Annotated in this window: 30 protein-coding genes, 2 tRNA genes and 1 other RNA gene; 16 read left to right on the top strand and 17 right to left on the bottom strand. The window is 41.2% G+C overall.

Features of this window, described 5'->3' with window-relative positions; genetic code table 11:
* On the top strand, nt 1-390 hold a 390-nt coding region (locus tag R4I06_RS01600; protein WP_334413747.1), incomplete at its 5' end, for a crossover junction endodeoxyribonuclease RuvC.
* On the opposite strand, the gene plsY is transcribed toward R4I06_RS01600, so the two are convergent.
* Nucleotides 391-957, bottom strand: coding sequence for a glycerol-3-phosphate 1-O-acyltransferase PlsY (gene plsY / locus R4I06_RS01595; RefSeq protein WP_334413746.1), 567 nt, complete (start codon nt 955-957; stop codon nt 391-393). It lies immediately after the preceding gene.
* A gap of 82 nt (nt 958-1,039) precedes the next feature.
* On the opposite strand from plsY, the gene nadC reads away from it, so the two are divergent.
* Nucleotides 1,040-1,861 carry a carboxylating nicotinate-nucleotide diphosphorylase gene (gene nadC, locus R4I06_RS01590; RefSeq protein WP_334413745.1) on the top strand — a complete coding sequence of 274 codons (822 nt, stop codon included), beginning with the start codon at nt 1,040-1,042 and terminating at the stop codon, nt 1,859-1,861.
* Nucleotides 1,862-1,869: 8 nt separating this feature from the next.
* Here the strand turns inward: nadC and dnaJ are convergent, their stop codons facing one another.
* The 3 genes from dnaJ to R4I06_RS01575 form a co-directional block, all read right to left on the bottom strand.
* On the bottom strand, nt 1,870-3,024 hold the full coding sequence (gene dnaJ, locus R4I06_RS01585; protein ID WP_334413744.1) for a molecular chaperone DnaJ: 1,155 nt from the start codon (nt 3,022-3,024) through the stop codon (nt 1,870-1,872).
* Nucleotides 3,025-3,116: 92 nt separating this feature from the next.
* Complete coding sequence (gene glyS / locus R4I06_RS01580) at nt 3,117-5,222, bottom strand: glycine--tRNA ligase subunit beta (protein ID WP_334413743.1); 2,106 nt, start codon at nt 5,220-5,222, stop codon at nt 3,117-3,119.
* A 1-nt stretch (nt 5,223) separates the two neighbouring features.
* Nucleotides 5,224-6,075, bottom strand: coding sequence for a glycine--tRNA ligase subunit alpha (locus tag R4I06_RS01575; protein WP_334413742.1), 852 nt, complete (start codon nt 6,073-6,075; stop codon nt 5,224-5,226).
* Nucleotides 6,076-6,240: 165 nt separating this feature from the next.
* On the opposite strand from R4I06_RS01575, the gene R4I06_RS01570 reads away from it, so the two are divergent.
* A tRNA-Gln gene (locus R4I06_RS01570) sits at nt 6,241-6,312 on the top strand.
* Between the two features lie 34 nt (nt 6,313-6,346).
* A complete protein-coding gene (locus R4I06_RS01565) occupies nt 6,347-7,003 on the top strand; it encodes a hypothetical protein (protein WP_334413741.1) in 657 nt (218 codons plus the stop codon).
* A 20-nt stretch (nt 7,004-7,023) separates the two neighbouring features.
* Here the strand turns inward: R4I06_RS01565 and R4I06_RS01560 are convergent, their stop codons facing one another.
* Nucleotides 7,024-8,202, bottom strand: a complete 1,179-nt coding sequence (locus R4I06_RS01560; RefSeq protein WP_334413740.1) for an FAD-dependent monooxygenase — start codon at nt 8,200-8,202, stop codon at nt 7,024-7,026.
* Between the two features lie 31 nt (nt 8,203-8,233).
* A tRNA-Arg gene (locus tag R4I06_RS01555) sits at nt 8,234-8,307 on the bottom strand.
* Between the two features lie 191 nt (nt 8,308-8,498).
* On the opposite strand from R4I06_RS01555, the gene metK reads away from it, so the two are divergent.
* A complete protein-coding gene (metK, locus tag R4I06_RS01550; protein ID WP_334413739.1) occupies nt 8,499-9,698 on the top strand; it encodes a methionine adenosyltransferase in 1,200 nt (399 codons plus the stop codon).
* A 28-nt stretch (nt 9,699-9,726) separates the two neighbouring features.
* Here metK and elbB read toward each other — a convergent pair whose 3' ends face one another.
* The 3 genes from elbB to R4I06_RS01535 form a co-directional block, all read right to left on the bottom strand.
* On the bottom strand, nt 9,727-10,401 hold the full coding sequence (elbB, locus tag R4I06_RS01545) for an isoprenoid biosynthesis glyoxalase ElbB (RefSeq protein ID WP_334413738.1): 675 nt from the start codon (nt 10,399-10,401) through the stop codon (nt 9,727-9,729).
* A 27-nt stretch (nt 10,402-10,428) separates the two neighbouring features.
* A complete protein-coding gene (locus R4I06_RS01540; protein WP_334413737.1) occupies nt 10,429-11,385 on the bottom strand; it encodes a hypothetical protein in 957 nt (318 codons plus the stop codon).
* Between the two features lie 198 nt (nt 11,386-11,583).
* A complete protein-coding gene (locus tag R4I06_RS01535) occupies nt 11,584-12,489 on the bottom strand; it encodes a hypothetical protein (protein ID WP_334413736.1) in 906 nt (301 codons plus the stop codon).
* Between the two features lie 210 nt (nt 12,490-12,699).
* Between R4I06_RS01535 and gap the strand changes: the two genes are divergently transcribed.
* The 8 genes from gap (at nt 12,700) to tsaE (ending at nt 17,855) form a co-directional block, all read left to right on the top strand.
* On the top strand, nt 12,700-13,710 hold the full coding sequence (gene gap / locus R4I06_RS01530; RefSeq protein WP_334413735.1) for a type I glyceraldehyde-3-phosphate dehydrogenase: 1,011 nt from the start codon (nt 12,700-12,702) through the stop codon (nt 13,708-13,710).
* A gap of 39 nt (nt 13,711-13,749) precedes the next feature.
* Nucleotides 13,750-13,845, top strand: an RNA gene (gene ffs, locus R4I06_RS01525) — signal recognition particle sRNA small type.
* Nucleotides 13,846-13,860: 15 nt separating this feature from the next.
* Entirely contained in the window at nt 13,861-15,000 is a 1,140-nt protein-coding gene (dnaX, locus tag R4I06_RS01520; RefSeq protein WP_334413734.1) for a DNA polymerase III subunit gamma/tau, read from the top strand.
* 59 nt (nt 15,001-15,059) lie between these two features.
* Nucleotides 15,060-15,218 carry a hypothetical protein gene (locus tag R4I06_RS01515; RefSeq protein ID WP_334413733.1) on the top strand — a complete coding sequence of 53 codons (159 nt, stop codon included), beginning with the start codon at nt 15,060-15,062 and terminating at the stop codon, nt 15,216-15,218.
* A gap of 13 nt (nt 15,219-15,231) precedes the next feature.
* The gene (locus tag R4I06_RS01510) at nt 15,232-15,540 is read left to right on the top strand and encodes a YbaB/EbfC family nucleoid-associated protein (RefSeq protein WP_334413732.1); all 309 of its coding nucleotides are present in this window, start codon (nt 15,232-15,234) and stop codon (nt 15,538-15,540) included.
* A 3-nt stretch (nt 15,541-15,543) separates the two neighbouring features.
* On the top strand, nt 15,544-16,536 hold the full coding sequence (locus tag R4I06_RS01505) for an aspartate-semialdehyde dehydrogenase (RefSeq protein ID WP_334413731.1): 993 nt from the start codon (nt 15,544-15,546) through the stop codon (nt 16,534-16,536).
* 102 nt (nt 16,537-16,638) lie between these two features.
* Nucleotides 16,639-17,340, top strand: coding sequence for a Bax inhibitor-1/YccA family protein (locus R4I06_RS01500; protein WP_334413730.1), 702 nt, complete (start codon nt 16,639-16,641; stop codon nt 17,338-17,340).
* A 56-nt stretch (nt 17,341-17,396) separates the two neighbouring features.
* Nucleotides 17,397-17,855: a tRNA (adenosine(37)-N6)-threonylcarbamoyltransferase complex ATPase subunit type 1 TsaE gene (gene tsaE / locus R4I06_RS01495; RefSeq protein WP_334413729.1), complete on the top strand. Its 459-nt coding sequence runs from the start codon at nt 17,397-17,399 to the stop codon at nt 17,853-17,855.
* 70 nt (nt 17,856-17,925) lie between these two features.
* Here tsaE and infC read toward each other — a convergent pair whose 3' ends face one another.
* Entirely contained in the window at nt 17,926-18,483 is a 558-nt protein-coding gene (gene infC / locus R4I06_RS01490) for a translation initiation factor IF-3 (RefSeq protein WP_334413728.1), read from the bottom strand.
* A 20-nt stretch (nt 18,484-18,503) separates the two neighbouring features.
* On the bottom strand, nt 18,504-20,405 hold the full coding sequence (thrS, locus tag R4I06_RS01485; RefSeq protein ID WP_334413727.1) for a threonine--tRNA ligase: 1,902 nt from the start codon (nt 20,403-20,405) through the stop codon (nt 18,504-18,506).
* Between the two features lie 75 nt (nt 20,406-20,480).
* Between thrS and R4I06_RS01480 the strand changes: the two genes are divergently transcribed.
* On the top strand, nt 20,481-21,023 hold the full coding sequence (locus R4I06_RS01480; RefSeq protein WP_334413726.1) for a CinA family protein: 543 nt from the start codon (nt 20,481-20,483) through the stop codon (nt 21,021-21,023).
* Nucleotides 21,024-21,025: 2 nt separating this feature from the next.
* Here R4I06_RS01480 and rplS read toward each other — a convergent pair whose 3' ends face one another.
* The 5 genes from rplS to ftsZ form a co-directional block, all read right to left on the bottom strand.
* Entirely contained in the window at nt 21,026-21,406 is a 381-nt protein-coding gene (gene rplS / locus R4I06_RS01475; protein ID WP_334413725.1) for a 50S ribosomal protein L19, read from the bottom strand.
* Nucleotides 21,407-21,417: 11 nt separating this feature from the next.
* Nucleotides 21,418-22,104: a tRNA (guanosine(37)-N1)-methyltransferase TrmD gene (gene trmD / locus R4I06_RS01470; protein ID WP_334413724.1), complete on the bottom strand. Its 687-nt coding sequence runs from the start codon at nt 22,102-22,104 to the stop codon at nt 21,418-21,420.
* Nucleotides 22,101-22,616, bottom strand: a complete 516-nt coding sequence (gene rimM, locus R4I06_RS01465) for a ribosome maturation factor RimM (protein WP_334413723.1) — start codon at nt 22,614-22,616, stop codon at nt 22,101-22,103. Before rimM ends, trmD begins: the two co-directional genes overlap by 4 nt.
* 99 nt (nt 22,617-22,715) lie before the next feature.
* Nucleotides 22,716-23,177 (bottom strand): rRNA maturation RNase YbeY, encoded by a 462-nt coding sequence (ybeY, locus tag R4I06_RS01460; RefSeq protein ID WP_334413722.1) that lies wholly within the window; start codon nt 23,175-23,177, stop codon nt 22,716-22,718.
* Nucleotides 23,178-23,336: 159 nt separating this feature from the next.
* Nucleotides 23,337-24,512 carry a cell division protein FtsZ gene (ftsZ, locus tag R4I06_RS01455; RefSeq protein ID WP_334413721.1) on the bottom strand — a complete coding sequence of 392 codons (1,176 nt, stop codon included), beginning with the start codon at nt 24,510-24,512 and terminating at the stop codon, nt 23,337-23,339.
* Nucleotides 24,513-24,783: 271 nt separating this feature from the next.
* Here ftsZ and R4I06_RS01450 point away from each other — a divergent pair, with 271 nt between their 5' ends.
* Both R4I06_RS01450 and R4I06_RS01445 read left to right on the top strand, forming a co-directional pair.
* Nucleotides 24,784-25,161 (top strand): hypothetical protein, encoded by a 378-nt coding sequence (locus R4I06_RS01450; RefSeq protein WP_334413720.1) that lies wholly within the window; start codon nt 24,784-24,786, stop codon nt 25,159-25,161.
* Between the two features lie 381 nt (nt 25,162-25,542).
* Nucleotides 25,543-26,397 carry a P44/Msp2 family outer membrane protein gene (locus tag R4I06_RS01445; protein ID WP_334413719.1) on the top strand — a complete coding sequence of 285 codons (855 nt, stop codon included), beginning with the start codon at nt 25,543-25,545 and terminating at the stop codon, nt 26,395-26,397.
* An 18-nt stretch (nt 26,398-26,415) separates the two neighbouring features.
* Here R4I06_RS01445 and R4I06_RS01440 read toward each other — a convergent pair.
* Nucleotides 26,416-26,993, bottom strand: a 578-nt coding sequence (locus R4I06_RS01440; RefSeq protein WP_334413718.1) for a hypothetical protein, incomplete at its 5' end; no start/stop codon positions are given.

The raw sequence follows: 26,993 nt of genomic DNA, 5'->3' as shown, positions 1-26,993 counted from the left end.
AACGCTATTTCGTGCAAATCCTTAAACGAAAAGTTGTACATGATTTTCAGTTCCTTGTGTTCAATTTTAGATATGTATGACGTAAAGGAGGCAGCTATAGAAAAGGTTTTTGTTAATTCAAACCCAAAATCTTCCATGTATTTATGTTATGCTAGAGCATCCACAGTTATTTCTCTTATGTCGAAGCAAATTGAAATTCATGAATATTCAGCTACCACCATTAAAAAGCTTGTTTTTGGCAATGGTAAGGCATCAAAGGAGCAAGTGTCTTTCGTTGTTAAGCATACATTCGGTATGAACTCCAGCCTCCTTAGCGATCATGCTTCGGATGCCATAGCTACCGCACTTTGTCATCTATATAACAGGAGAAGTTTGTTAAATTATAGATGATTAAAGCCCGTGTTCTTCCCTTTTTACCAATCTTCTTATGTTTGTCTTATGTTTTACCACTACTATCGCTGCTATAGCTATAAACACTAGGGATGTTTCCCAATCTTCTAAGATGAACATTCCAACTGCTGATGCTATTATCGCCGTTATTGATGATAGGGAAGGATATCTAAACGGTAGGAAAAATATTGTCCATACCACCGCAAATATCAGCAGAACTTTTGGACTTACTACCATTATAACTCCCAGAGCAGTGGCTACTCCCTTACCACCCTTGAACTTTAGCCATATAGGAAATACGTGTCCCAGAACTGCAAAAAGTCCCGATAAACACAGCACGTTTTTTTCAATGCCATAAGTGCTATATACCTTCAAAAGTGCTGCTGATTTTGCTATATCAAGTATGAGGACCAACAATGCCAACTTTTTATCAACTCTGTACACATTAGTTGCACCTGCATTTCCAGATCCAACTTTCCTTATATCTATTTTTAAAAGAAGCCTAGTGATCACCAAAGACCATGGTATAGAACCCAATATGTACGATACAACAAATAAGATTAACATGTGACGAGAGTAAATTATCTTTATACTACAAAAGGTGTTATACTCTACATCTTGCCTCGCAATTAGTCATGGGAAATTTATCGTGTTTGAAGACATAATACAGGCAGCCTTAGCAGAGGATTTAGAACATTCAGGAGATATCACAACACACTGCGTGATGGCTGATGAAACAATCTGCTTTTCAGTAAATGCGAGGGAGTCAATGGTAATCTCTGGCATGGTAGTAGTTCGAGATTTTTACGCCATGTACGGTGAAGATATGGTTGTTGACCTTCTAAAAGCAGACGGAAGTATTGCATCTCCTGGAGATAGTATACTGGTTGGTAAAGGGAAGGCATCACTGATACTCTCTATAGAGAGAACTCTTCTAAACTTCTTGCAGAGAGCTTCAGGTATTTCCTCTCTCACAAGAGAATTTGTAGATCTAGTGAGAGGGACAAAAGCAGTTATTAGGAGCACAAGAAAAACCTCACCATGCTTACGTAAATTCGATCTTTATGCAGTTTCTGTAGGTGGAGGAAGCAGCTACAGGATGGGATTATATGATGGTATAATGGTGAAGGATAATCACATATCAAGCTGTGGTAGTATAACTGAATGCGTCTCTAGAATAAGGTCTAAAATGGGTAATAACGCTGTCATTACTGTAGAGTGTGACAGCATCTTACAAGTAGATGAATCCATAAAGAATCGTGTTCATACAATACTATTGGATAATATGAGTGTTTCTGAAATACATGACGCAGTTTCTCTAATAAAAGGCAGAACTAAAGTGGAAGCTTCTGGTGGAATAACAAAAGAAAACGTGAGGAAAGTAGCTGAAGCAGGAGTAGACTATATTTCAATAGGCAGCATTACAAATGCTTTTAAGTGTAAAGATATAGGCTTAGATATAGCATCTTAAGCGCTGTGTTAGGAGCTGATATCTTTCCAGAATTCCTTTATCTTTTGAAAAAATCCAGAGTATTTTGGACTGCAATTATTCTTTGATTCTTCCTCAAACTTTGTTAGGAGCTCTATTTGCTTCTTAGTTAAGCGCACCGGGATCTCTACAGTAACATTTACATACATATCACCACGTCTATCAGAATTGACATCTGTCATTCCCTTGCCCTTCATACGCAGTTTGTCGTTGCTTTGTGTGCCTTCAGGAACTTTTAACTTAGTCCAAGTGCCATCAATTGATGGCATTTCTATCTCGCCCCCTAAAGCAGCTATGGTCATTTTTATAGGAACATTACAATAAAGATCTGCTCCTTTTCTACTGAAAAATTTGTGCTCCTTTATAGAGACACACACATATAAATCACCACTTTTGCTTCCCCTATATCCAGCCTCTCCCTTTCCGTTAACTCGTATTTTATTACCGCTTTCTATCCCCTTAGGTACAGTAACTAGTATGCTTACTTCATTTCTAACACGGCCATTTCCTCCGCATCTCTTACACTTGTTTTTTATTACTTCTCCTTCCCCATTACAAGTGCCGCATAGTTCCTCAATAGTTAGGAATCCTCTCCTTGTGCGAATTCTTCCAGATCCACCACAAGAGCCACATTTTACAGACTTAGCTGCGCCCTCTCTACCACTTCCATCACATTGTGCACATGTGACATTTGTTACGTAGCTGACAGGTATCTTTACCCCTTTAAAGGCATCTTCTAGAGATATCTCTATATCATATCGAAGATCTGATCCTCGCATACTTTCACGAGCTCTTTGAGTAGATGTCTTTCCAAAACCTCCCCCGAAAAAGTCGTTAAATATATCAGAAAAATCTCCTGTAAATCCTGCACTAGAGAAGCCGTCAAAACCTGCATCTCCTGCACCTCCCATCCCACCGGAAGAGAAGGCACCATGGCCATAACGATCATATGCAGCTCTCTTGTCTTTATCACTAAGGACGTTATAAGCTTCGCTTATTTTTTTAAATTTTTCCTCTGCAGCCTTGTCCCCTGGGTTTCTGTCCGGGTGATACTTAAATACAAGCTTCCTATAGGACTTTTTTATCTCGTCTTCGCTTGCTCCTCTACTTACACCAAGTAAATCGTAGTAATCTTCCACGGCCATACTCACTCTACATCAAAAAACACAAGGTCTACGAAGTAATAAAAAACGCACACCGTTTACCTATGTATGATTGAAAAGTCAGAAATTCAATATTAACAGCTAATTTCTTTCTGTATTTTACTAAAATCTATCACTGAATTATACAAATTCAGCGCCAACATAGACAGATTAAGTCTGTTTTTGTACATTTCCACTCGCTTTTCGTCCAGTATTCTTACACCGTCTATGAAATTATTTACCTCTGTACTCAATTCCAGAAGAATGTTCATTGCAGCAGTAAAATCACCAGCCTTTAAAATGGGGGGAAGAACTTTTCTGCAGTGACTCACTTTTTTAAACAAATTCATTTCGCATTCTTCCACGCAAAGTCTATTGTTACAAACAATGCGCATGATCTTTATTTCTTTCACTGCTACGTTTTTAGGTATTATATTTTTTATTCTTCTATAGGCGCTTAGAATAGTGTTTCCCTCAACACTTTTCAGATAGAGACCTATTACTTTTGCCTTCTCCCTTATAAGCAAAAGGTCAAAAGAGGTATTTGATATAATGCCTACAAGTTCTTTATCAATCCCTTCGTTTGAAAGAATGCCCTTCAGTTTCTCAATGAAAAAACTGAATATTACATCTGTAAGATTGTGATCGTGTGAATCTAGGAAAAGGCTTTGTATGGCCTTATTCTTCTTAGTCATACTAGCATAAAGGGATGCTGACTTTTTTATTATAAGATCGAGGGGAAGGGATATTCTATTTTCCATTATGATTCGTATAATTGAAATAGATAACCTTCTTAGAGCAAAGGGGTCGCTTGACCCAGACGCCTTCTCGGTAGCCATAAGCCCCACGAGACTGTCTAGCTTGTCAGCTATGGATACAGCAATACCTACAGGGGAGCAAGGCAAGTTGTCTTTCACGTTGACAGGAAGATAATGCTCTTCTATTGCTCTACACACGTCTTCAATTTCTCCAGATTCTTTAGCATAGTATCTACCAACTACGCCCTGTAACTCTGGAAACTCCTTCACTAGAAGTGTTGCAAGGTCTGCTTTGCACAGCGTCGCCGATCTCTCTACGCTAATGACAGATGCATGAGGTATCCAAAGTGCAGTGTATTTTGCAAGAGCTGATATCCTATTAACTTTATCTAAAACAGTACCCAGTTCCCTTTTGAAAACTATGTTGTCTAAATCACGTACATATTCGTCTAATGCGCACTGCTTGTCCTTCTCTATCAAGAAAGATGCATCTGATAATCTTGCGCTCAACACCACTTCATGTGTCTGCACAACCCTTTCGTTAGCTGCACTAACAACGCATGCAAACTTCACTACCTGTCCACAAATATCATATAAGGCAAGATACCTTTGGTGGCGAGTCAATACGCAAAGTATAACTTCCTTAGGTAAGCTCCAAAATGATTCCTCTATGTTTCCAATTATGACCTTTGGAAATTCCAACATCCCCGTGAAATCATCGAGGATTTTATCGTTGGGATTGAAACTTAAGTGCGTACCTCTAATCTCCTTCTCTATAAGGTCTAAAATGAATTTTCTTCTCTCTACATGATCAAGAATCACCTTATTTTTAGATAGAAATTGTAAGTAGCCTTCGGCGCTCTCAATAACATGCTCAACCTTTGAGAATCTTAAATTACCGTATGTATGCTTTGTGGCTTCTACCCCGGCTACATGTACGGGAATTACTGTATCTGCAAGAACGCAAGCAACATTGATAACCGGCCTCACCCACTCACCTGTTCCGCTACCCCAGCGCATTCTCTTATGTAAGGGAAACTTATCTATAATAGACTGAAGAATATCACGAAGACTGTCAGACAAGCGGTTATTAGATGTTTTTGACGTAGATGCGTAGTAATAATCTATCCCCTGCACCGTACGTACTTCTAAATCTTCTATGCTATGCCCCCCAACTTTCTTTAAAAACCCTAAAATGGCTTTCGAATCAGCTCCCACTCTCGGACCTTTTATCTCTTCACCACCATTTGATGTTTGGCCGCCAACGTATGAGGCAAGAAAGGAGATCCTATTAGGGGATACAAGCACCCTGGGATTCGTACAGGTTATGAAATTCTTGCGAAATTCAATATCAACAGCTTTACTCAAGTATTCCCTGGCTGAATCCATCGTCTTCAGAGGTAGCTGTTCACACAGGATCTCAAATACTAAATCGCAGGACATATTATGTCACTCTGTATAAACTAACGTAAGATTCGCAACACATGTTTACCATCTTTCTTACCCTAAAAATATAGGAAGCACGCTCATTAACTCCAATAACTCCTCTTGACTCTAAGAGATTAAGGAGATGGCTAGCCTTTATGCAAAAATCATAACCAGCGAGGGGAAGACCGTTTTCTACCATCCTGAGGCACATCATTTCATTATTTTCAAAACTGTTCAGCAAAAAGTCTATGTCAAAACACTCAAATGCTAGCGCAGAAAACTCCCTTTCGTTGTTCTTAAATATATCGCCATATGTAACACCATTTCTGTCCCATTCTAGGTCATAAACATTGTCCACTCCCTGGAGAACCATAGCTATTCTCTCCAAGCCGTAAGCTATTTCTCCCGGAATAGCAGGACATGACATTCCTCCAACTTGCTGCATGTAAGTGAACTGCGTTATCTCCATACCATTGCAGCAAACTTCCCATCCCAACCCAAAAGCTCCAATGCTAGGATTTTCCCAGTCATCTTCAAGAAAGCGAATATCAAAATTATGTCTATCAATCCCTATACTCTCCAGACTAAGTAAATAATCGTCTTTCAGGGTTGGTGTTGAGGGCTGAACTATTACTTGGTACTGATGATGCTGATATAAGCGATTCTGGTTATCACCATATCTGCCATCGCATGGCCTTATCACTGGTTGGACATAGGCAACCATATTCTTCTTTCCGGAAAGTACCGCCATGGAAGTGGCAGGGTGAAAAGTTCCTGCACCCAACTCAGAGCTGTAAGGGAATAGTACAGAACATCCGTACTCCCTCCAAAAGCACTCCAACTGTCTAACCATGTCTTGGAAATTCACAGGATCAAGATTAAAATCATGATAACAACGCAGATGATGATACGAAAATTGGCCTTTAACAAGAGTTTTGTTGAGTAAACGGGAGTAGAAGGCACTTGTTCTTGTTTTTCATTGCATTTTCACCATTTTTTATTAACCTTCGTCAGGTGAGTTGTTTGTGTCTATTGGGATGTAGCCAAGCGGTAAGGCAACGGTTTTTGGTACCGTCATTCGGAGGTTCGATCCCTCCCATCCCAGCTTCTCTGTGTGATACTTTTAAAAGTATACTGATGTGTCAATACTAAGGTTCATGTTTCTTACTTACCTTTTCTTGAACTTTGAAAAGGTAGTAAAAAGGTTGCTATTTCTCATTGTATATTTCTACCTGGTTTCGTTCGCGTTTTGTATTGTACATGACGGGATACAAGCTGTGTTTTTCTACAAGAATCCAGTTAACTTGTACATGAGAACGTACCAGCTAGTGAAGTGGTACTACTATAACAGGGAGGCACTAAGCGTAGGCAGAGTGGTTAAATTTGTAAGTGTGTTCATAGCAACGTATGGGTTTCAGAGCTGGGTATGTGGGATTGATTGGGGTGAAGTAAGGAGAAAGATTTTTGAAGGAGTTGCATTTGTATTAGCTAAAAGTCCTGCAAAGCTGATATCTGGTGTATGCTATGGGTTCAAAAAGTTTGATGATGATACCTACAAAATAGAGAAGAATGTCAGTGAAGATATAGCCCTATTAGATAGTATCAAGTCGCATGTTGAGGAAGTAATTTCAGAAGTTCTTGAGAAAGGATATGGTGAACTAACGTCCAGCGAGATCGTATCAAAGATAAAAAAGATAACCATAGAAAAGATAGACTATGAATTGGAGGTATTCGTGCGAAGAGCCGTGCTAGAACATCTACACCAGATGCATGACGAGAAGAAAAGTGAAAAATGACTTGGGGCGTGGCAAGTCTTTTAATATTCACCACAGATGGTCTTATTTAAGCCCATTGCGCTTCTAATGAGTGCTTTTTTCAGCTGAGGGGACATGTCAACTATAGACATAGCAGTTCTTCTGAGTGCCTTTAGTAAAGGCGAGTTACTGGAAAAGATTCTATTAACTCCAGTTGTGATAGCGGTCATAGAAAAGTTATCAACTATCCTGTTGTTTTCTATTTCTTTTAAGACAAACTCCTTACCTATGTCTACTCCCAGTGAGTGGTATTTCCCCAAGACTTTAGCAGTTTCTGCCACGTCTCTAATTCCTATATTTAATCCCTGTCCAGCAACTGGATGGATGGAGTGAGAAGAATCTCCAATGAGGAGAAAACGGCTACCACATTGCTGCACAGGATAAATAATGGAGATTTCGAAGATGTTTATTTTGCTGTTTATGTCTACTATGTCTCTTATATGATGATTACACTTATGGCGAAGAAGAGTAAGAAACTCTTCTTTTGTTAAACCATGTAGAGAATTTGCCACTTTAGATCTTTCTGTCCATACTATAGAGGATTGATATCCACCCCACAATGGCAATATTGCAAAAGGACCTGAAGGAAAGAAGTGCTCTACAGCTACGTTATTATGATGCTGTACGTGTTCTATGTTGCATATTATGCAACTTTGTCCACAGTGGTATTTGAGTGTTTTTACGGAAGACATACTTCTAAAATTTGAGTGCTTTCCTTCCGCACATATCACAAGCTTTGTCTTGAGTTTTTGACCATCGGATAGAGATATCTCCTTGAATCCATCTCTAATCTCAAAACTCTCGTATTTTGATGAACTGAATACGTCAAATTCTATTCGTTTTCTAAGAATTTCAGACAATTCAGAGGCGAAAATTGTATAACCCATAGATACGTTATCTACCAACATACTATCGTAATGAAGGTAGTTGCAGCTATCATCGTCGCAAATTAGTATATGATCTATGCTGGAGTATTTCTCCATATCATTCCACACAGAAAGACCATCAAGTATCTCTTGAGAGCCTTTTGATATGGCAAAAACCCTATCAGAAAGATTGTGAAGGACAGATTTTCCATGCTCTATTACAGCAACTGATATTCCCTTTTGCTGCAGTGCTATACCAGATAATACACCAATTATGCCACCACCTAATATTACAGTATCGTAGTAACGTGACACTTAAATGACCAGATAACGCACAACATAGACGTGTGCCCGAAGGGATTCGAACCCCTGACCCGCAGCTTAGAAGGCTGCTGCTCTATCCAGCTGAGCTACGGACACAACGTAGGAAGGCTTACATATTTGAGTTACTAAGTCAATACTACACAATTGTACTACGAAGGATTCTCACAGATCCTAGACTCTTTTATAATTCTATGAACTGATTGTTTTATGAAAGAAATTTGTGTATCATCTCTGGCAGGTATATACCTTAGCAATTGGTATTAAACTTTTCCCAACAGGATATTAGAGTGTTCCATTTAGATGAATCAAAGGGTGGGTATTTTATAACCAGTGAGTCCGTGTCCAGAGGACATCCCGATAAGGTGTCGGACAGGATATCGGATGAAATACTAGATTACTTTATGTCTAGGAATAAAAATGCACACGTCGCCATAGAAGTAATGGTTACTCGCGACAATGTTATAGTAGCTGGCGAAATTTTTGGCGTTAGTGTTGAGGAAGAGGAAATAGATCAGGTAGTAAGACATACTATCAGAGATATAGGATATGACTCTCCAGGATTTAGCTGGAAAACGGTAAACGTAACTTTGCTTATACACGAACAGTCTATGGATATTACCATGGGAGTGGGAGTGGGAAAAAAGAAGTGCGCTGGAGATCAAGGCGTTATGTACGGCTACGCCATAGATGAGACAGATTCTCTAATGCCCTCTCCTATACACTATTCTCATCTAATACTAAAAAATATAGATGATGCCATTGCGAGTGGTAAACTGTGTGATCTTGGTCCTGATGCCAAAACAGAAATAACTGTCCTATATGTGGACAACAAACCAGTGGGCATAATAAGGGCGGTTCTCTCTATTCAGCACAGTGAAAAAATGACACAGAATGATGTGAGAAAAATGGTTTACCCTCACTTTGTTTCTTCGCTTCCAGAAGGATGGATGTGTAGTGATGCGGACTTTCTAGTAAATCCTACCGGGAGATTTGTTACTGGAGGACCTTCTTGTGATACAGGGGTAACAGGAAGAAAGATTATGGTAGATTCTTACGGAGGGCACATTCCCCATGGTGGAGGCGCTTTTTCTGGTAAGGACCCTAGTAAGGTCGACAGATCTGCCGTATACATGGCGAGATATATTGCGAAAAATGTTGTTAGTTCAGGGCTAGCAAAGGAATGCTTAGTGCAGATGTCTTATGCCATAGGGGGAACTTCACCTCTAACATTTAGTATAAATACATTCGGAACTAATATAGTCGATAACAGAGAAATAGAGAGTAGCGTACTGAAAAACGTGGATCTTTCTGTATCTGGAATCTGCGCACATTTGGAATTATTTGAACAACGATATAGTCCCACTTCTTGTTATGGGCACTTTGGAAGGAAAGACGAGGAAAGCTTTTCCTGGGAGAAAACCGACCTCGCCCTATTACTAAAGAGAGAATTCAATCTACCTAAGGTAGAGAAGATTGTGGCTGTGTAGCTATTCTAGAGAGATAAAAAAGGGCAAATTAGGAGGCAGATCTGGACTTCGTATAGTCATACATAGCACCTACCATTTTCTGTACCCCTAGCTGTATTTTATGCAATTTATCGTCTCGCATATAGGCGGGGCAGGAAAATACTGCGTTTTCCTTGTCTACTACATAGTTATCTGTGTCGCATGGGACATGAAGTCCACCGCAACGAGAAATTATATTACCATTGCTCTCGTCACCAAGAGTTACTGAAACTTTTGCCACACCATTAAGAGCAGCGGAGACAACGGCTGGTGAAATACAAATGGCCCCAATAGCTTTTTTCTGTGAGTGAAACCCCAGGATGATATCAGATATCTCCTTTCGTATAGATACTGGTCCAGCAGAGTCCAAAATATTGGAGGAAAACTTAGCTACTCCCAAACCTCCTGGGAAAAGTAACATGTCGAAGCGTTGAGGATCTATACTAAGTATGTCCTTTATATTTCCCCTTGCTATTCTGGCAGATTCTACAAGAAGATTTCTACCAGTTTCGCTAGCAGAGACCGTACCTGAAACATGATCTATTACTTCGCTGGAAGACACATTGGGAGCGCAACATAAATAGTCAATTCCCAGTCTTTCAAGCTCGATTAGAGCTATTACGGATTCCCTAATTTCTGACCCATCTCGGTGACCACATCCACATAGGAGAACAACGCAATTCATGGCACATCGTAAACGAAAGTGAAACTGCTACCTTGTACCATACTCCAAATAACCAAAGCAAGACCTTACTTCGTGGGTAGAAAGTGTACTCATCACCTCTTGTGCGCCATCACCTCTTTCCACAACCTTACTTAGCTCATCACACTTGTTACTAGTATTTTGCATTGTCACGTAAAGACCTAGCACGCACAAGCCCGTTCCCAAGAGACGAATCATCCACGCTAAGGGTAGATGGCCAGTTTCCCCAAAAGGCATTGGTGTCCTGTTGAGTATACCCACAGACTCAAGGACTAAAAGGATCTTTCCTCCTAGGACAAAAATGTTGCCACACAGGAGAACAGCAAGCAGTTTTGCAGTTTCAGCCTGACTCTTAGAATACTTTTTCACGTTTCTGTGAACTATCATATGTGAAACAGTAAACAGGAAGACTGAGAGTAAGAAAGCAGAGTTCCCCACGAGATCAAAAAAGTCCCCCATACCAACAGTGCCCACCTTGTAAGAGTTATTAAACTGGAGGCCAAATGCCAAAAGTCCAACAACAGCGCAAATCTGTGTGGCAAAGATGAAAGAGGACCCCACAAGGTCGAGCTTATTACTAGTGTCTTCTATCAAATCACTTGCTTTATCTAGAAAATTCTTTCTATTGCGCTCTTCAGCTATACGGCTACGGAATCCATAACGTCTAGATTCCTCTATGATCAACTTACGGATCTTACTCTTTCTGCGCTCTACTACAAATACCAACACCATCCCGCAAAGCAAGGAGGTAGCAGCAGCTATGAGGGAGACAAAGTCGACAATTACCCACACATTGACCACGGCCTGCCCCGCTGAGGCTAAACCTAAAATGTGACCCTGCCTCAATGCAAGCAGAAGAAACACGGATACAGTTATTGCACAGGTAACGGCAGAGCAACACTGCCTACGATAGTTGAGTTTTTCTATCGCTAGCATCCTTCTCGGTATGCTATATGGAAGCATCATAAACAATACCTAACAAACACAAAACAAGGAAAGTTACCAATGCCCAACAAGGCCAAAGCAAGAAACGCTGGTGAAGTATAACACGTTTTAAGATAATTAATTAATAGTTATTACACTAGTGAATACATAAGCCCTACAACTGAGGAAATTATAAAGGGAGTAAAGCTGGAAAAGCGTACGTCTACAAATGCAAGACACTCATCTGATGTTGTAGGAAATTAGTTTTGCTATAGGCTCTACGTAGAAATCTGCTGTTCTAGCTTCAGTTTCTACCTCATATTCTAAAGAGGCTAGCTTTTTACCTGTGCAGCAAAGTCCATAGAAATTACCTGCCGCGAAAAGGAAAAGACCTAACATAGCCAGCGTGTTTGCCACAGGAAAGGAAGCAGAAGATACACCAAAAACGTCTGTAATGCGTATAAGGAGTTCAGCTGACAAAACAAGCATACCAAGGAGCAAAAGAGTAAACCTACGTAATTGTAAGTCCACTGGATTAGCGGAGAAAAAACTTGAGCTCTCCTTTCTAAATCTACGTCCGCAAAAATACACAGCTGACGCCACCAAGACGGATACTACATAAAGGCAGCAGCTCAGGATCTCAAGAAGTAAACTTGGATTGATGACAATGCCACAAATGGAAGATTTAGCAATGTGTGTCTTGTACATAAACAGATGAGACAAGGATATCAACCTGGAAAAACACATAAGCGTGGCCGCTGCCAAGGTAATTTGAGAGGAGTGGTTATGTAGTGCAGGTGTAGGCCAAGGAAGTTGCTCCTCAGTTTTATATGGAATGGGTTTATAGATGCCAAAAATCCGTTTTTCACTCTGTTCAAGATTTTTGTGTATTCTATCTATAACATAGACATTTATCCCCCAACACATAACAGTCCAGACCGCATTCATGGAAGATAAGAACATGAGAAAAACAGTTATACCACTGGTAGCACCACAGGCTACGTACAGAAAAAAGCTATTTCTTACAGTTATAAAAAGGATTGTTACAACACCTAAGAGTAGTTGTAGTACAGAAATTAACTGAACCTTATAGCGAAATTTCTCTAGGCGAATTTTCTTTCTAAGGACCATTACACGACTATACATAGTGGCTTCCAATGCGGTACAAAGCTGCGTAATTCTAGAGCTTTTTCTGAAAAGATGCACAATAAATTAGGAAAAAATGTGTACTTTATTACTTTATTAAGTAAACACCGTATATTGCAGAAAGACCATAATATACAAATCTACATAAGTGGTTGCATTAGAGACTCAATAATGGCAAATTTTTTTATAGTTTATCTATAGAATAGAGAGATGCTAAGGATAGGTATAAATGGGTTAGGTAGAATTGGTAGGTGTGTATTTAGGATCCTTTTTGAGGAAAATAGCAAATTTAGGGTTGTAGCCGTCAATGGGGTTTCTGATGTTGAACTAAGTAGACATCTAATAAAAAATGATTCTGTCCACGGTAGGTGGGATAGGGCAATAGAAAGTAGTGGTGATAAAGCTCTTAAAGTGGGGGATGTGGAGGTTAAGGTATTTAATGAAAAAAATCCTGCAGACATACCATGGGGCGAATGTGGTGTGGACGTGGTTATTGAATGTACAGGTAAGTTTAATAAGAAGGGTTTGTCAGAAAAACACCTAAGAGATTCAGTAAAAAAAGTCGTAGTATCTGCTCCTGTCACCGATGCAGACATACAGGTGATATACGGAATTAACGATGGCGATATAAAACAAGAGCACAATGTGATTTCCATAGGCTCCTGTACCACTAATTGCGCTGCTCACGCGGTGAAGATTATAAATGACAAATTTGGAATAAAGAATGGATTTATAACTACCGTGCATGCGTATACAAAGGACCAGAATCACGTTGATGGCAGCCATAAAGATTTTAGGAGAGCAAGAGCGTGTGGATTATCAATGATTCCCACATCGACTGGCGCTTCTAAAGCGCTGGAGTACCTATTTAAGGATTTGAAAGGGAAAATTTCTGCGTCCTCAATCAGAGTACCTACCCCCAATGTGTCTTTGGTAGATTTTGCGTGTTGTGTTCTCAAGAGTACTACGGTAGATGAGGTAAATTCTGAAATTTCCCACAAATGTAGGAATCAAGAGAATGTTCTATTAAGTAGCTTTGAGCCACTTGTGTCATGCGATTTTAATCATACGATACAAAGTGCAGTTTTTGATCTTTCAGAGACATATGTTACAGATGGAAATTTGGTACGTATACTTGCATGGTACGACAATGAGTGGGCTTTCTCTCAAAGGATGGTAGACGTGACAAAGAGAGTGTCTGAGGTGATGAATTTCTTTTAATCAACGGTGTTGGAGTTTCCCCATGGATGTGATATACACCTAAGGGCAGCGCAAGCGGGTTGCATGTGAAGTCGGTCAGGTTAGAAATAAAGCAGCCGTAGCATAGCGTATTCGGGTTGCGCTGTCCCTGTTGCTGCGTGTGGTGTGTCAGTGAATTTCTCTCTGAAGTACAGGCCTAATAAGCTAGAAGATCTTGTAGGACAAGACGTTGTTGTAAGGATAATTAGGAACATGTTCCTAATGGGAGATTTTAGCAGTCCTCTTCTAATGGTGGGGGCGAGTGGAGTTGGCAAGACGACATCCGCTAGAATTGTTGCTTTGTGCTTAAATTGTAGACAGGGGCCCACTGCGGAACCTTGTGGGGAATGCAGTGATTGTGTTTCCATAAGAGACATGAGTAACCCAGATGTCATAGAAATGGATGCAGCCAGCAATACGGGAGTGGAAGATATAAGGGTAATTTTGGAAAATTCAAATTACCTGCCGTTTTCGTCTAGGTATAAGGTGTACATAATAGATGAAGTTCACATGCTTTCTATTAGTGCATTTAATGCTCTATTGAAAACTCTCGAGAATCCTGCTGCACATGTGAAGTTTATAATGGCAACTACCGATATAAGAAAGGTTCCTGTTACAGTGTTGTCAAGGTGCCAGAGGATGGATCTTCTGAGGATTTCCGTGAAGAGCTTATATGACCGCCTGGTACAGATAGCAGAGATGGAAGGCGTCAAACATGATGATAGGAGCCTGGTACTGATAGCGGAGCACTCTGCGGGATCTATGAGAAATGCAATTTTTCTCCTGGAACAGTCATCCATATACACGAAGGGTAACATCTCTGAAGATGACGTAAAAACTCTACTAGGGTGCGTGGATAACAGCCTATTGGAGGACATTGTAAGGTACATACTGCTAAATGAAGTACAAAATGCTGTGTCAAAATTCAGGGATGCATGTGTGCGCGACACGCCAGTATCTGTTTGTGAGGGGATGCTATCGTTGGTACATGAGCTATGTATTAGAGCTGCTGGAGTTGCCGGTAAGACGTGTTTTGGAGAAGATTTACTGTCTGTAGAGAAGGTAAATTCTGCTTCATTTCTCTCCAGACTATGGCAGTTGTTGTCACAAGGTATGCAAGAAATAAAAAGCTCTGGGGTACTTCAATATCAGACTGGAGAAATGTTGATAATAAGGTTGTGTTACATAAGCGACCTGCCTTCACCGAAGAAATTGGCTTCGTTCTTACTGTCGAGAGAGGACGATGGTGACTTTGGTAAAAAAAAAAGCTGATTTCACATGGAAATGAGATATCTGAAATACACGATGAAATGCTTACTGAATGTCGTACTATGCCCCCTAGATCTACTGAGGTGCGTATTGATGACAAAAAAAATGGTGTCAACGATGTGCACAAGATGTACAATCCGAGATCCGACGACGTTGTAGCGGAAGTACTGGAAAAATTCGAAGGTGCTTTTGTAGCGGATGTCAAGAAGCTGGACACTTGATTAGGGTGGTTTTATGTCATTTGATGAGCAGAAGTTCATGGATCTGCAGGATGTTCTGAAAAAGAAAATTTCCGAATTCCGTCTTCATCAGGAGTCAAAATCCTTTGAGGGACAATCTTTGGGAGGCAAGGTATCCGTTAAGATAAGTTTGTCTAACTTCGTTGAGTATAAAGTTGACGAAGTAAAAGTAGACCCTTCTGTGCTGCAGGAGAAGCCTTTTACCGTGGAGGATTTAATAAGGGCTGCTTTTGATGATGCTTTCAGGAAATCTATGGAGCATAACAGAGGACTAATCAACTCTTTGATGTCTTTTTACATATAGCTAATGAAATATACTATAGCAGTTGTTGGTGCGGCCAGTAGCATTGGGAGAGCTGTAATTTCCGCTCTTAGTAGGGAAGGATTTCGAAGTAGTGATATAGTTGCCATCACTACCAGAGAGTATATGGGAAAGAAAATAAGCTGCGGATCGGATGCTGATTTAGTATGCAAATGCATAGATGATTGTAGCTTTACTGATATAGATGTCGCAGTCTTCGTGGACAATGATGCTGTTTCTGAAAGGTATGCAGAAATGGTGTCGGAAAGCGGGTGTTTGGTTATAGATACTACTTACCTGTTTCGCAGGGAGGAGGATATTCCCCTAGTTATCCACGATGTAAATAAGGAAGTAATTCCTATGTACAAGGATAGGAATATCATTTCCGTGCCCAGTGTTTCTTCGCAAATAGCTGCCGTTTTGAGTCCTCTGAGGGAGCTTTCAGAGATAAAGAGAGTGGTACTGTCCACATATCACTCAGTGTCGCACTTAGGAAAGGGTGCGATGTCTGAATTGTACGATCAGACCAAAGCAATGTTTATGAACAGGAAAACTTCGTTTGAAGAGTTTCCCAAGCAGATTTCATTTAATTGCATTCCATGTGTTGGTAGCATGGGGGATGTTACGTCGGAAGAGAGCAACATAGCGTACGAAGTGCAAAGAGTATTAGGAAGTGAGGTGAACATAACAGCTACATGTGTGTATGTACCGGTGTTTGTGTCGCACTCTAATGCCATAAATGTTGAATTTTGCGACAGTGTAAATGTGGAAGACGTTGTGAACTTATTAGGGGATCACGAGGGTATATTAGTAGTCGATTCCAGTAGTAAGATTGAGTACGTAACGCCCATAGACTGCGTAAACGATGAAGAAATATATGTATCCAGAATTAGAAAGGATGACACGGTCCCCAGTGGAATAAATATGTGGGTTGTTTACGACAATATTTGCAGAGGCGCTGCTAATATCGTGAGTATAATAAAGAGTGTTTCTCTGTAAAACTCCCTGTTCTTGAGTATAGTCCCCAAGAAAGCCACCATTTATATTGAAATAAGAGTGGTGTTGTGTTAAAATAACCCAGTTTTTTCATGCTGGGGTTTTATGGAAAGTTACAGCGCTAGGTCTCAGAGTTCATACTATTGTGTGGCTCTTAGGGAGTACCTCGTAAAGGTTTATAACTACATGGCGTTGGCTTTAGGTACTACAGGGTTGGTTGCCTTTGTTGTGTCTCTTTCTGATACCATGCTCGGCCTACTATACGGAACGCCTATGCACTGGGTAGTAGCTATAGCCCCTGTTGTGATGGTGTTTATAATGTCCTCTAGGCTGCATAGAATGAGTGTGCAGGCGGTCATGGCCATGTTTTTCGGCTTTGCTGCCGTTATGGGACTGTCCCTCTCGTACGTGTTTATGGTGTATACAGCTCACAGCATAGCTAGGGTGTTCTTCATAAGCTCCTCCATGTTCGGTGTTATGGCATGGTACGGTAATGTTACAAAGAGGGATCTTTCTAAGATTGGCTCATTTATGCTGATGGGGGTTGTGGGTCTGATAATTGCGTCTGTAGTTAACATATTCATGGCTAGTGGAGCGCTGCACTTTGCGATTTCTCTTGTTGCAGTTTGTGTATTCACTGTGCTTACTGCTGTAAATGCGCAGGAAATTAGGGATACGTACTACAGGATTAATGATGGTACAGAAGTAACTACGCATAAAATGGCCATTGTCGGAGCTACTAGTCTCTACTTTTCCTACATAAACATGTTTGTTAGCTTGCTACATATTATGGGTGACCGCAGGTAGCGAGGAGTATACCTAATAAGTGTTGTGTATTTTCGTATTCTAGGGAGTCTAGTTAGGTGAGTCCTATTGGGTTTCATGGAGGACTTGATAAGGCTGGATTTTGTAAGCTCGCACGTTCTTTTGCTCAGATAGTAGAAGGGGGTGAGGTTATAGGCCTTATCGGAGATTTAGGTGCGGGAAAAACTACTTTCTGCGCTGAGGTTGTGGCTTGTCTCTCGAAAGAGGACTTCCTAGGTAGCCCCACTTTTGTAATCGTCAATAGTTATGAGTGTCTCAATTTCTTTCTGTATCATATTGATCTGTACAGGATTTCTTCCTTTGATGAACTGAGTGAAATTGGAATATGTGACATTGCCACAGAAGAAAATGTGCTTTTTGTGGAATGGCCAGAAATCTTAAATGGGAAGATCTCGCTCGATATAATCATTACCATAAATGATACTATCGGTACGGAGGGCAAAATGAGGGACGTGACGATAGAAAGAAGGAGCAATGCCACATACGTTTCTAAATAAATAAAATAAGAGACCCCTCGCCAAAGCACTGGGAAGAACTACGCGAGCTACATGCTTACCTAAAACAAGCTCAGCTTTGTCGTGGAGTTACACTGCTATGCTGAGGGTTTCTACCGCTGCCACTGGTTTTGCACACAAATAACATGCTCATGACATTGCCGTCCATCCTCGGAGGAGATTCTGGCTTTGCTACACTCTCAGTATCATTGACCAATCGGTCCAAGATGCCCAGGCCAACTTCCTTATACTGCATCTCTCTACCAACGAACCTTATTGATACCTTTACTTTGTTTCCCTTTTCTATGAAGCCTTTTAAGCTGTTCAGCTTTATGTTGTAGTCATTGTCCTCTATATTGAGCCTGAACTTCAACTCCTTCAAAGAAGATGTTTTTTGCTTTTTTTGTCCTGAGGACTTCTTTTTAGTGTACTTCTGTTTGCTGTAATTAAATATCTTACATATAGGAAATTCGCCTTCATTGGCTACTTCCACCAGATCCATGTCTGCGCTTCTCGCCATAGCCAACGCCTCAGCGATATCTACCAGACCCACCATAGAACCATCTGCATTCACCAGCCTTACTTTTTCGGCTGTTATAGAATCGTTGATTACAGCTCCTCTTTTTTCCACCGCTAACCCAAGACATAAAACTAGCAGATGCTAGCACAAGCTACCAGCATTTTCAACGCTTTATCGGCCTCTAAAGAACACGTGTCCTTAGACCCATAACTGCGTACAGAAACAAGCCCACTAGAAGCTTCTACCTTACCCACTACCCATACTATAGGTATTTTATTAAAAATAGATTTACGTATTTTTTGTCCTATGCTTTCTTCAGTGTCATTTAAGGACACTCTGATATTACATTGCTGCGCTTTTTGCTTGAGCTGTTCAGCATATTTTAATACTTCTCCCTCTTCCCCGACAGGTAAAATCTCTAACTGTATAGGAGCAAGCCATGTGGGGAATTTACCCTCATAGTGCTCTATAAGAATTCCAATAAACCGTTCGAGAGTTCCCAAAATGGCCCTATGTATCATGACCGGGTGATGTTTGCTGCCATCAGGTCCTATGTAGTATGCCTCCAATCTTTCAGGCAATACAAAATCTACCTGCACAGTCCCGCATTGCCAATCTCTTCCTATAGCATCTTGTAGTACGAACTCTAGCTTGGGACCGTAAAAAGCCCCCTCACCTTTGTTGATCGTGTATTCCACATTAGCATCATTAACAGCCTGTATAAGGGATTGTTCTGCTGCATCCCACACGGAATCTGATCCTATCCTATTAACTGGCCTGTCAGATAATTTAACTTTTACGCTTTCAAAGCCAAAATCTTTGTAAACCTGCAGCAGTAATTTGTGAAACTTGAGAACCTCATCACGTATTTGATCCATAGTGCAGAAAATATGCGCATCATCTTGAGTAAAGCCGCGCACCCGCATGAGCCCATACAAAGAACCCGATGGCTCATTTCTATGGCACATCCCAAACTCAGCAAAACGAATTGGTAGATCCTTGTAGCTTCGTGTTTTAGATTTAAAAATTTGGACATGACAAGGACAATTCATAGGCTTAATTGCCAAATACTTTTTCTCTTCGGAAACTATGAACATATTCTCCTTGAATTTGTCCCAGTGCCCTGATTTTTCCCATAAAACCTTATCTAGCAGGAGCGGAGTTTTTATTTCTGAGTAGCCACACCTTTCCAGGTTCTTTCGTATATATTCTTCCACCACTTTGTATAAGGTGAGGCCTTTTGCATGCCAAAACACTTGCCCCAATGCTTCATCCTGAATGTGAAACAATTCCAAATCTCTTGCAATTCTCCTATGGTCCCTTTTTTCTGCTTCCTTCATCCGGGTTTGATAAGCTTCCAGAGCATCTTTACTGTGCCAAGCTGTCCCATAGATGCGCTGAAGCATCTTATTTTTGCTGTCCCCCCTCCAGAACGCTCCCGATATTTTTGTTAATTTGAGAGCCTTAATGTACCCTGAGGAAGGTACGTGTGGCCCCGTGCCAATATCGACAAAACTGCCATTTCTATATACTACCACGTCTGTTTCTGAGATGTCCGATAAGACCTCTAGCTTGTACTTATCGTTTTCAAAGAGTTTTTCGGCTTCACTTTTTGTCAGGATTTGTCTTATGAAGCTCTCATTTCTGATAACAATTTCATTGATTTTGTTTTCTATATCTTTAAAGTCCTTTTCTGATAAATTGCATGTTAAGAAAAAATCGTAAAAAAACCCGTTGTCGTCTATAGATCCTGTCCCCAAACTGCTGGTAGGAAATAATGACTTTATGGCCATTGCAAGGACAAAAGAAGAGCTCCTATTGATGATTTTCCTTCCTTCATCACTATCAATGAGAATGGGATCAATGAGACTATCTTCTGTTATGCTTGTGTACAAATCTCTAGGTTCTTCGTTTAGAGAAACCGCAACCACGCGATCATAAATATCAGGAAATATACGCTGAACAACATGGTCGCATGTAACAGCAGGAGAAAACTCGTAAGAGTCCCCGTGTGAAGTTGAAATTTTTATCATAACAAAGAGCTTTAAAGAATGTATCTGAACTGTTTGGTATGATAATTACATTTTGGAGAAGGAGCGAGTTTTTATATGCATGTGAGCGGCATTTTGATAAAGAAGGTTGAAACGTGTGTGGAGAAACTGCTGGCGTGCGGTAAAAAGGTAACGTTTGCAGAATCATGCACAGGGGGCCTACTGGCCTTTCTATTTTCCTCTGTACCCGATGCCTCAAAGGTATTTTTTGGCTCAGTCGTTACCTATATGGACGATGCTAAGATAAAGCTCCTTAATATTCCGGCAGAAATTATAGAAACCCACGGAGCTGCCAGTGAAAAAGTCGCCGATGAAATGGCTTTTAGAGCGCTAGAAGCCATGCGACCCCTTGGTATAGACATTGCAGTTTCCATAACAGGCTTCGCGGGCTCCAATACAAGCAACATGCGAAATGAAGGTGACGGCACAACAACGACTAACGAAGAGAGAACTGGGGATGTGTACATAGGACTAGCAACGCGCTCAGGTACAAGAACAGTATACCCCCACAAGTTCAATCCCCACTCTAAACGCTATGAAATACAAGCAAGAGCAGCGGAAGAAGCCATAGACATCATACTCGCAGAAATAGGCCGCTAATATCAAGAAGATGACTTGCGGCGAACATCAGTTTTTTCTTTAATACGAGCTGCTTTACCGAAAAGCTCCAATAAGTAGTATAACTTAGCCCTGCGCACCTTCCCATGTCTCACAACCTCAATGGATTTGACATTGGGAGAGTACAGAAAAACTTGCAGCTGAATGCTCTCGTTGTGGCTTATTTTACGAAGCACGAAAGAAGAGTGTACGCCTCTATTTCTCTTTTTTATACAAACCCCTTCAAATGTCTGTATTCTCCAGCTGAGACCATCGTACACATTTATAGCTACCTTTAGTGTATCCCCAGGAGAAAAACTTGGCCGCACCACGTCAGAGGATGAAACCATCTGTTTATTGTTAAACTTCTCAAGCAAATTACTCATAATAACACCCACTAATCGTTATCGTCGGCCAATAAATCAGGACGCCTACTAGTCGTAAGAGCGCGCGAGGACATCCTCCGCCATACGGCAATCTCTTTATGGTTACCACGTAGGAGAACCTCGGGAACGCCCAGATCTTTCCACTTTGCAGGTCTTGTGTATTGAGGATATTCTAGACCACCGCTGCTAAAACTCTCATCCTCCAAACTGGCTGCGTTTCCCAGCACTCCAGGTAACATTCGTAGGCATGCATCAACAATGACCATAGAGCCTAGCTCGCCACCAGACAGGATATAATCACCAACGCTTATTTCCTGGAACTTATAGAAATCAACAACCCTCTCATCAATACCTTCAAAGCGTCCGCAAAGTAAAGTTATATTGTCAAACTCAATGATTTGTCTAGCGATATCTTGGTCGAACTTTCTTCCTCTAGGGGAAGGAAATATCAGTTTAGTTGTAGGATGCACAGATAATATGTTGTCCACACATCTCCCCAAGACATCGGCCTTCATAATCATTCCGGGGCCACCGCCATAAGGCCTATCGTCTACACTTAAGTGTTTATCCAGGGCAAATGCTCGTATGTCTATTACATTCAAAGTCCACAACTTGTTTTTCAATGCTGTTCCTATGTTTGAATACCCGAGAGGACCAGGAAACATATCTGGAAATATTGTTAGGATGTTGAAAATCATTTACCACACCCCACAACCTCCGGAGGAACTACGGTAAGCTTTCTAGCTACAGTATCAAGGCGAGGAAAGACATCAATCGTAAAGGGAAGTAAGACCTTTTTAGCGTTTGGGAGCAATATTTCTATCACATCACATGAGCCAAAATTGAATACCTCACACACAGTACCATAAGGTTCTCCATTAGTGAACACCACGTCCATCCCAATGATATCATGTACGTAGAACTCATTTTCCAGAGGTTTGGGGAGCTGTGAAGAAGAAATATAGAGTTTGATATTACGCAGAGTTTCGGCTTCAGACCTAGTTGAGATACCCGCTATTTTTGCTATCACAGTGGTGTTATTCAATACAGAAACCACAGAAAGGTCGAACGACCTTGTGCCATCAATAAGAGTTCCATAAGAGGAAATATCTATCGGATTGTCAGTGAATGTTTTAACTTTGACAAGCCCCTTTATCCCATGAGGGGAGCATATCACGCCTACAAGTACCATACCGCAAAGTTGGTCCATAACTCCCTCAACTAGTAGACAGCAGTATACATATTTAGTGGGTATCCCTCAACACTAACCTCAGGAAAGTGTCTACAGTTGCTTGCATGGAAATACCTACTATATTTCATAAGGGTTACTTATGTTCCTTTTCTGGAGCAAGCTTATTTCAACTGCTTGCATTTTTTCAGTTTCTTCTGGTGTGTTGTGGTCATATCCCAAGAGATGCAGTATTCCGTGAATTAACATATGTGCAAGATGGTCAGGAAAGGATATTTGCATCTCTGCCGCTTCTGTCTCTATACGCTCAACAGACAGGAAAATTTCGCCCATATAGCTGTTATATGAAACATTTTCATAGTTGAAGGATAAAACATTAGTGGGCTTGCTGATATTGCGATATGTGGAATTAAGCTCAAAGAGTAGAGCATCTCCTGCAAGTACTATTGAGAGAACACTCTCAGATTTTTCTGTACCTAGATCCTCTAAAAAAGAAGTAGCTAATTCTTGTACGTAACATTCAGGGTCACACAACAGAACGTGCCACCTATCATCCTGAATGTTTACTTCAACTATCAACACAGTACCATAATCTTTACCTACACTGGCAATGGTTACTACACCTTCAACAATGCACAGAGATTACACCAGGAAGCAAGCCGCCTACGTGCAGAGCCACAAGCGCGACCTCAGAATGCGATGCACCAAAATACCCCCACGCGGTGCAGAAGGCACTCTCCTCTATCTTTTACGCAAAAACGCAGGTATATCAAAGGACTTGCCATCCCAGTTTAGAGTATTTCTTTCTGGGTAAGTACTAAACGTAGAAGGTGTACCCGGTGTATCATGGACAGGCTGCCGCCTGGTTCCCACACATCCAGCAAGAATATTAGCTACTGTAGAAGCATGAGGGTCAACATGACTATGCAGATCAGCAACCTTCTGAGGCGAGTGGCAATCTATGCCGGTAGCAAGAACAGAGACCCGTATTTTGCCGGAAATGCTCTCATCGAAGGTGGACCCGAAGATGATGTTGGCGTTATCATCAACCTCTTCTTTTATACGGTTAGCAGCTGCATCAACCTCGAAGAGCGTCATGTCAGAGCCACCGGTAATATTGATCAAAATTCCCCTAGCACCCCTCATAGATACATTGTCTAGAAGTGGGTTGGATATAGCAGCCTCCGCAGCCAGGACAGCGCGCTGATCGCCCTCAGCTTCCCCTGTTCCCATCATTGCTTTACCCATTTCGCTCATTATGACTTTTATGTCAGCGAAATCTAAATTTATCATACCAGGCATAACCATAAGATCAGTTATACCTCGCACGCCTGTGTGGAGCACCGTGTCTGCTAGTCTGAACGCATCTGCAAAAGTAGTGTTCTCGTCAGCGACCCTGAATAGGTTCTGATTTGGGATCACTATTAGTGTATCTATATGCTTTTGAAGCTCCTCAACTCCGGCATCTGCAGTCTTCATTCTGCGAGCACCTTCAAAATGAAAAGGCCTAGTGACGACGCCCACAGTGAGAATCTTTTTTTCTTTTGCAGTTCTAGCAATAACAGGAGCCGCACCTGTTCCAGTGCCACCACCCATACCAGCAGTTATGAAAAGCATATTGCTATCTGCAACTTCAGCCATTATCTCATCTATGGACTCCTCCGCAGCACCCCTACCAACTTCAGGTAAAGATCCCGCGCCTAGCCCCCTGGTAAGATTCAGACCTAGCTGAATTTTCTTCTCCGCCAGTGAGGATTCAAGTGCTTGTGCATCAGTGTTTGCAACCACAAAGTGCACACCCTGAAGACACGACTGTATCATGTTATTTACAGCGTTACCTCCCGCGCCACCTACACCAAGAACAGTAATCTTTGGTCTAGAAACGGGTTGATTTGGTAAACAGACGTGAAGCGACATTGTCAAAATGTAATACAAACGCTGCGTGGAATGCTACTACTTTACTCACCTCATGTAAACACTTTAAGTTCGCTATAGGTACATACATGCCCACAACGTGAAAATCATTTTTAAGGTTTTTTAAACTTTAACGTGGTAGGTCCTAGTGCCAATTGTTAATCTGTTATAATATCGTGCGAAGAGTGCAAGAAAGTTCTGATATGAATGCGATGCGACTGCGCAGGAAATATGTGGAAGAAATGCGCGACTGCACCAGCTTCGGTCTAGCTTGATGAAAGAAAAAAAGGAACATAAAAGCAGTTTTCATGTAGAAATACGCCAACAAAATGAAGGATTCACTACAAGGTACTACGGAAAGATTGATGTAAAAGACAACAATGAATTCGATGATATCTTTTGGATAGAAGACGGATTTGGGGCTTTTGAATTTTTCAGTGGGCGCCTTTTCAAAGAGAATGGTATCTACAAAGCTGTTATAGACTCAGAAGTAACGTATGAGCACAACGTATGGAGCTCTTCCATAGACCTAAAACAGGTAAGGTGGGATAAAGAGAAGGACGAATACGAGCTCTGCGAGGTGAACGGAGGAAAAACTACGCTAGTAGTTAGGGCTCTACAGCCAAGTCGCGCCGGCTTCAAGAATGTGTGAACGAGTCTATGTAGAGCGAATTTCCCTACAGTTACAGCGGGGCAGCTCCCTACTAGCAACATAGGGCCCGTAGACGGACATACTCGAGAGTTATGATTGGTGCGGGTTTGTATGGGCACATTTTGTCAAGTGTAACAACTCCAGTGCACATATATTCCTATTATGATATGAAATTTTCCTCCACAAAATCTTATATACATCGCCCCAAGATTATGGACGATAAAACATGCTTTCATATGAGATTTCATAAATAAAGGCAACATTTTTAGGATAAATTAGACCTTAATTAAGGTTTTTTCTCTAAAAGTCTACTCCACAGCGCCAAGTCATACGTAGGAAACTTCAGACATGAAGCGCTTTGCTAACTAAATGGGTACAGTTATGAAATCAATGAAGCTATCTACGAGCAGCACACGCATATATAAGCCAGTACTTGTTCTTGTGATGCTGTGCGCTGCCGGAGCCTCTTCTATAGAGGAAGTGGTGAGGGGTGTAAGTATGACAGATGAGGGTTTGTATTTTAGTAGTTCGTACAGGAGTAGTTTTCCTAATTTTGGTAATCTTGAAGTAGAAGAGGCTAATAACTTTGTTCCTGGCGTGGGTACAGTAATGAAAATGAGCATGCAGGGCAGTGTTACAGTAGATACGGATAATGAAAAATCTTTCACAACTTATAGATCTTCATTCTATGACAATGATTACTTTGGATTTTCCGGAAGTATCGGGTATCGCATTGGTGATATAAGGATGGAGTTTGAGAGTTTCCACAATGAGTTCAATGTAAGGGGGGCAGCTGGATCTATGCACGAAGATGATCCTGCGTATATAGCTTTAGTAAGGGGCAAGGCGATTAGTAAAACAAATTATGTTCTGGTAAAAAACGAAAAGATAGGCGTCTCATCGATAACTTTCAACGTATGTTGTGATATAAGATCAAAACATGATCCCATAGTATCATATGTATGCATGGGAATTAGCGGAAACGTGATAGATATTTTAGATACATCAGAAGTTACTCATGGATATTATGGAAAGATGGGTGTGGGGATAGCAGTTACGGACGATGCACTATTATTCATCGGTGGGTATTATCACGCAATGCACAGGGACACCTTCGACAATATAAAGCTGATTGTGCCTTCAGCTAACGGAATGGATCCTAGACCGACGTTTGCGAGCGCAAAGATAAGCACAGCATATTTAGGTGGTGAAATTGGGGTGAGGTACATGTTTTAGCTAAGCTGGAGAATATTTCTAGGGAAGGAGTGCGTAGTTGTGAGAGTAGCCTTTGCCGGCGTTTCCGGTAGATATAGAGCGTATCTCTACTATTTCCGCTCCTTCATGTGCCTTCGCAAACGCACTTGAGACTACTCCGTGCTGTTCTCTGGTTAGGCCTCTGATGTCTTGAGATATCTTTTCTGATGTCTCCTTCCCTATCTTCTTTGCTGTACTCTCCCTTTCGTAATTTCCTCCCTTATGACTAGTAGTATTTTGCAGTGACGCCCACAAGACATCCCAGTCCCCGTCAGTGCTGCTGCTATATACACCACTCTTGGACTCACCACATTTTCCTTTAGTTTCATGCAATTCACCACCACTAGCACCTGAGCTGCCTTGGTAGGCACCAGTACCACAGATCTTCTTCTTAATAGCACTGGTACTACTATCTCTTCCAGGATCAAGGCTATTTATCTCCTCCTTGACATCGTACAGCCCCTTATGGCTCAGTTTTTGTATCCCCTCAGTCAATTTATCAGTCTGATCGAGAGCAACATTGTAAGCAAGATCTTTAGCGAGGAGATAAATACCTTCTTCATCACCATCTCCCCTCT

Origin of the sequence: Anaplasma bovis, assembly GCF_036903315.1 — a bacterium.
GTDB lineage: Bacteria > Pseudomonadota > Alphaproteobacteria > Rickettsiales > Anaplasmataceae > Anaplasma > Anaplasma bovis.
Note: the sequence above shows the minus strand (reverse complement) of the source record. Positions and strands in the feature narration are given on the sequence as shown.

Bases quoted from the DNA above. Each gene is read 5' to 3' on its own strand.
- elbB (WP_334413738.1), bottom strand. From the start codon at position 10,401: ATGAATTGCGTTGTTCTCCTATGTGGATGTGGTCACCGAGATGGGTCA.
- R4I06_RS01445 (WP_334413719.1), top strand. From the start codon at position 25,543: ATGAAATCAATGAAGCTATCTACGAGCAGCACACGCATATATAAGCCA.
- R4I06_RS01535 (WP_334413736.1), bottom strand. From the start codon at position 12,489: ATGTATAGTCGTGTAATGGTCCTTAGAAAGAAAATTCGCCTAGAGAAA.
- plsY (WP_334413746.1), bottom strand. From the start codon at position 957: ATGTTAATCTTATTTGTTGTATCGTACATATTGGGTTCTATACCATGG.
- R4I06_RS01500 (WP_334413730.1), top strand. From the start codon at position 16,639: ATGGAAAGTTACAGCGCTAGGTCTCAGAGTTCATACTATTGTGTGGCT.
- R4I06_RS01480 (WP_334413726.1), top strand. From the start codon at position 20,481: ATGCATGTGAGCGGCATTTTGATAAAGAAGGTTGAAACGTGTGTGGAG.
- R4I06_RS01510 (WP_334413732.1), top strand. From the start codon at position 15,232: ATGTCATTTGATGAGCAGAAGTTCATGGATCTGCAGGATGTTCTGAAA.
- thrS (WP_334413727.1), bottom strand. From the start codon at position 20,405: ATGATAAAAATTTCAACTTCACACGGGGACTCTTACGAGTTTTCTCCT.
- dnaJ (WP_334413744.1), bottom strand. From the start codon at position 3,024: ATGGCCGTGGAAGATTACTACGATTTACTTGGTGTAAGTAGAGGAGCA.
- R4I06_RS01540 (WP_334413737.1), bottom strand. From the start codon at position 11,385: ATGATGCTTCCATATAGCATACCGAGAAGGATGCTAGCGATAGAAAAA.
- gap (WP_334413735.1), top strand. From the start codon at position 12,700: ATGCTAAGGATAGGTATAAATGGGTTAGGTAGAATTGGTAGGTGTGTA.
- R4I06_RS01450 (WP_334413720.1), top strand. From the start codon at position 24,784: ATGAAAGAAAAAAAGGAACATAAAAGCAGTTTTCATGTAGAAATACGC.
- R4I06_RS01505 (WP_334413731.1), top strand. From the start codon at position 15,544: ATGAAATATACTATAGCAGTTGTTGGTGCGGCCAGTAGCATTGGGAGA.
- R4I06_RS01515 (WP_334413733.1), top strand. From the start codon at position 15,060: ATGCCCCCTAGATCTACTGAGGTGCGTATTGATGACAAAAAAAATGGT.
- rimM (WP_334413723.1), bottom strand. From the start codon at position 22,616: ATGGACCAACTTTGCGGTATGGTACTTGTAGGCGTGATATGCTCCCCT.
- ftsZ (WP_334413721.1), bottom strand. From the start codon at position 24,512: ATGTCGCTTCACGTCTGTTTACCAAATCAACCCGTTTCTAGACCAAAG.
- trmD (WP_334413724.1), bottom strand. From the start codon at position 22,104: ATGATTTTCAACATCCTAACAATATTTCCAGATATGTTTCCTGGTCCT.
- rplS (WP_334413725.1), bottom strand. From the start codon at position 21,406: ATGAGTAATTTGCTTGAGAAGTTTAACAATAAACAGATGGTTTCATCC.
- glyS (WP_334413743.1), bottom strand. From the start codon at position 5,222: ATGTCCTGCGATTTAGTATTTGAGATCCTGTGTGAACAGCTACCTCTG.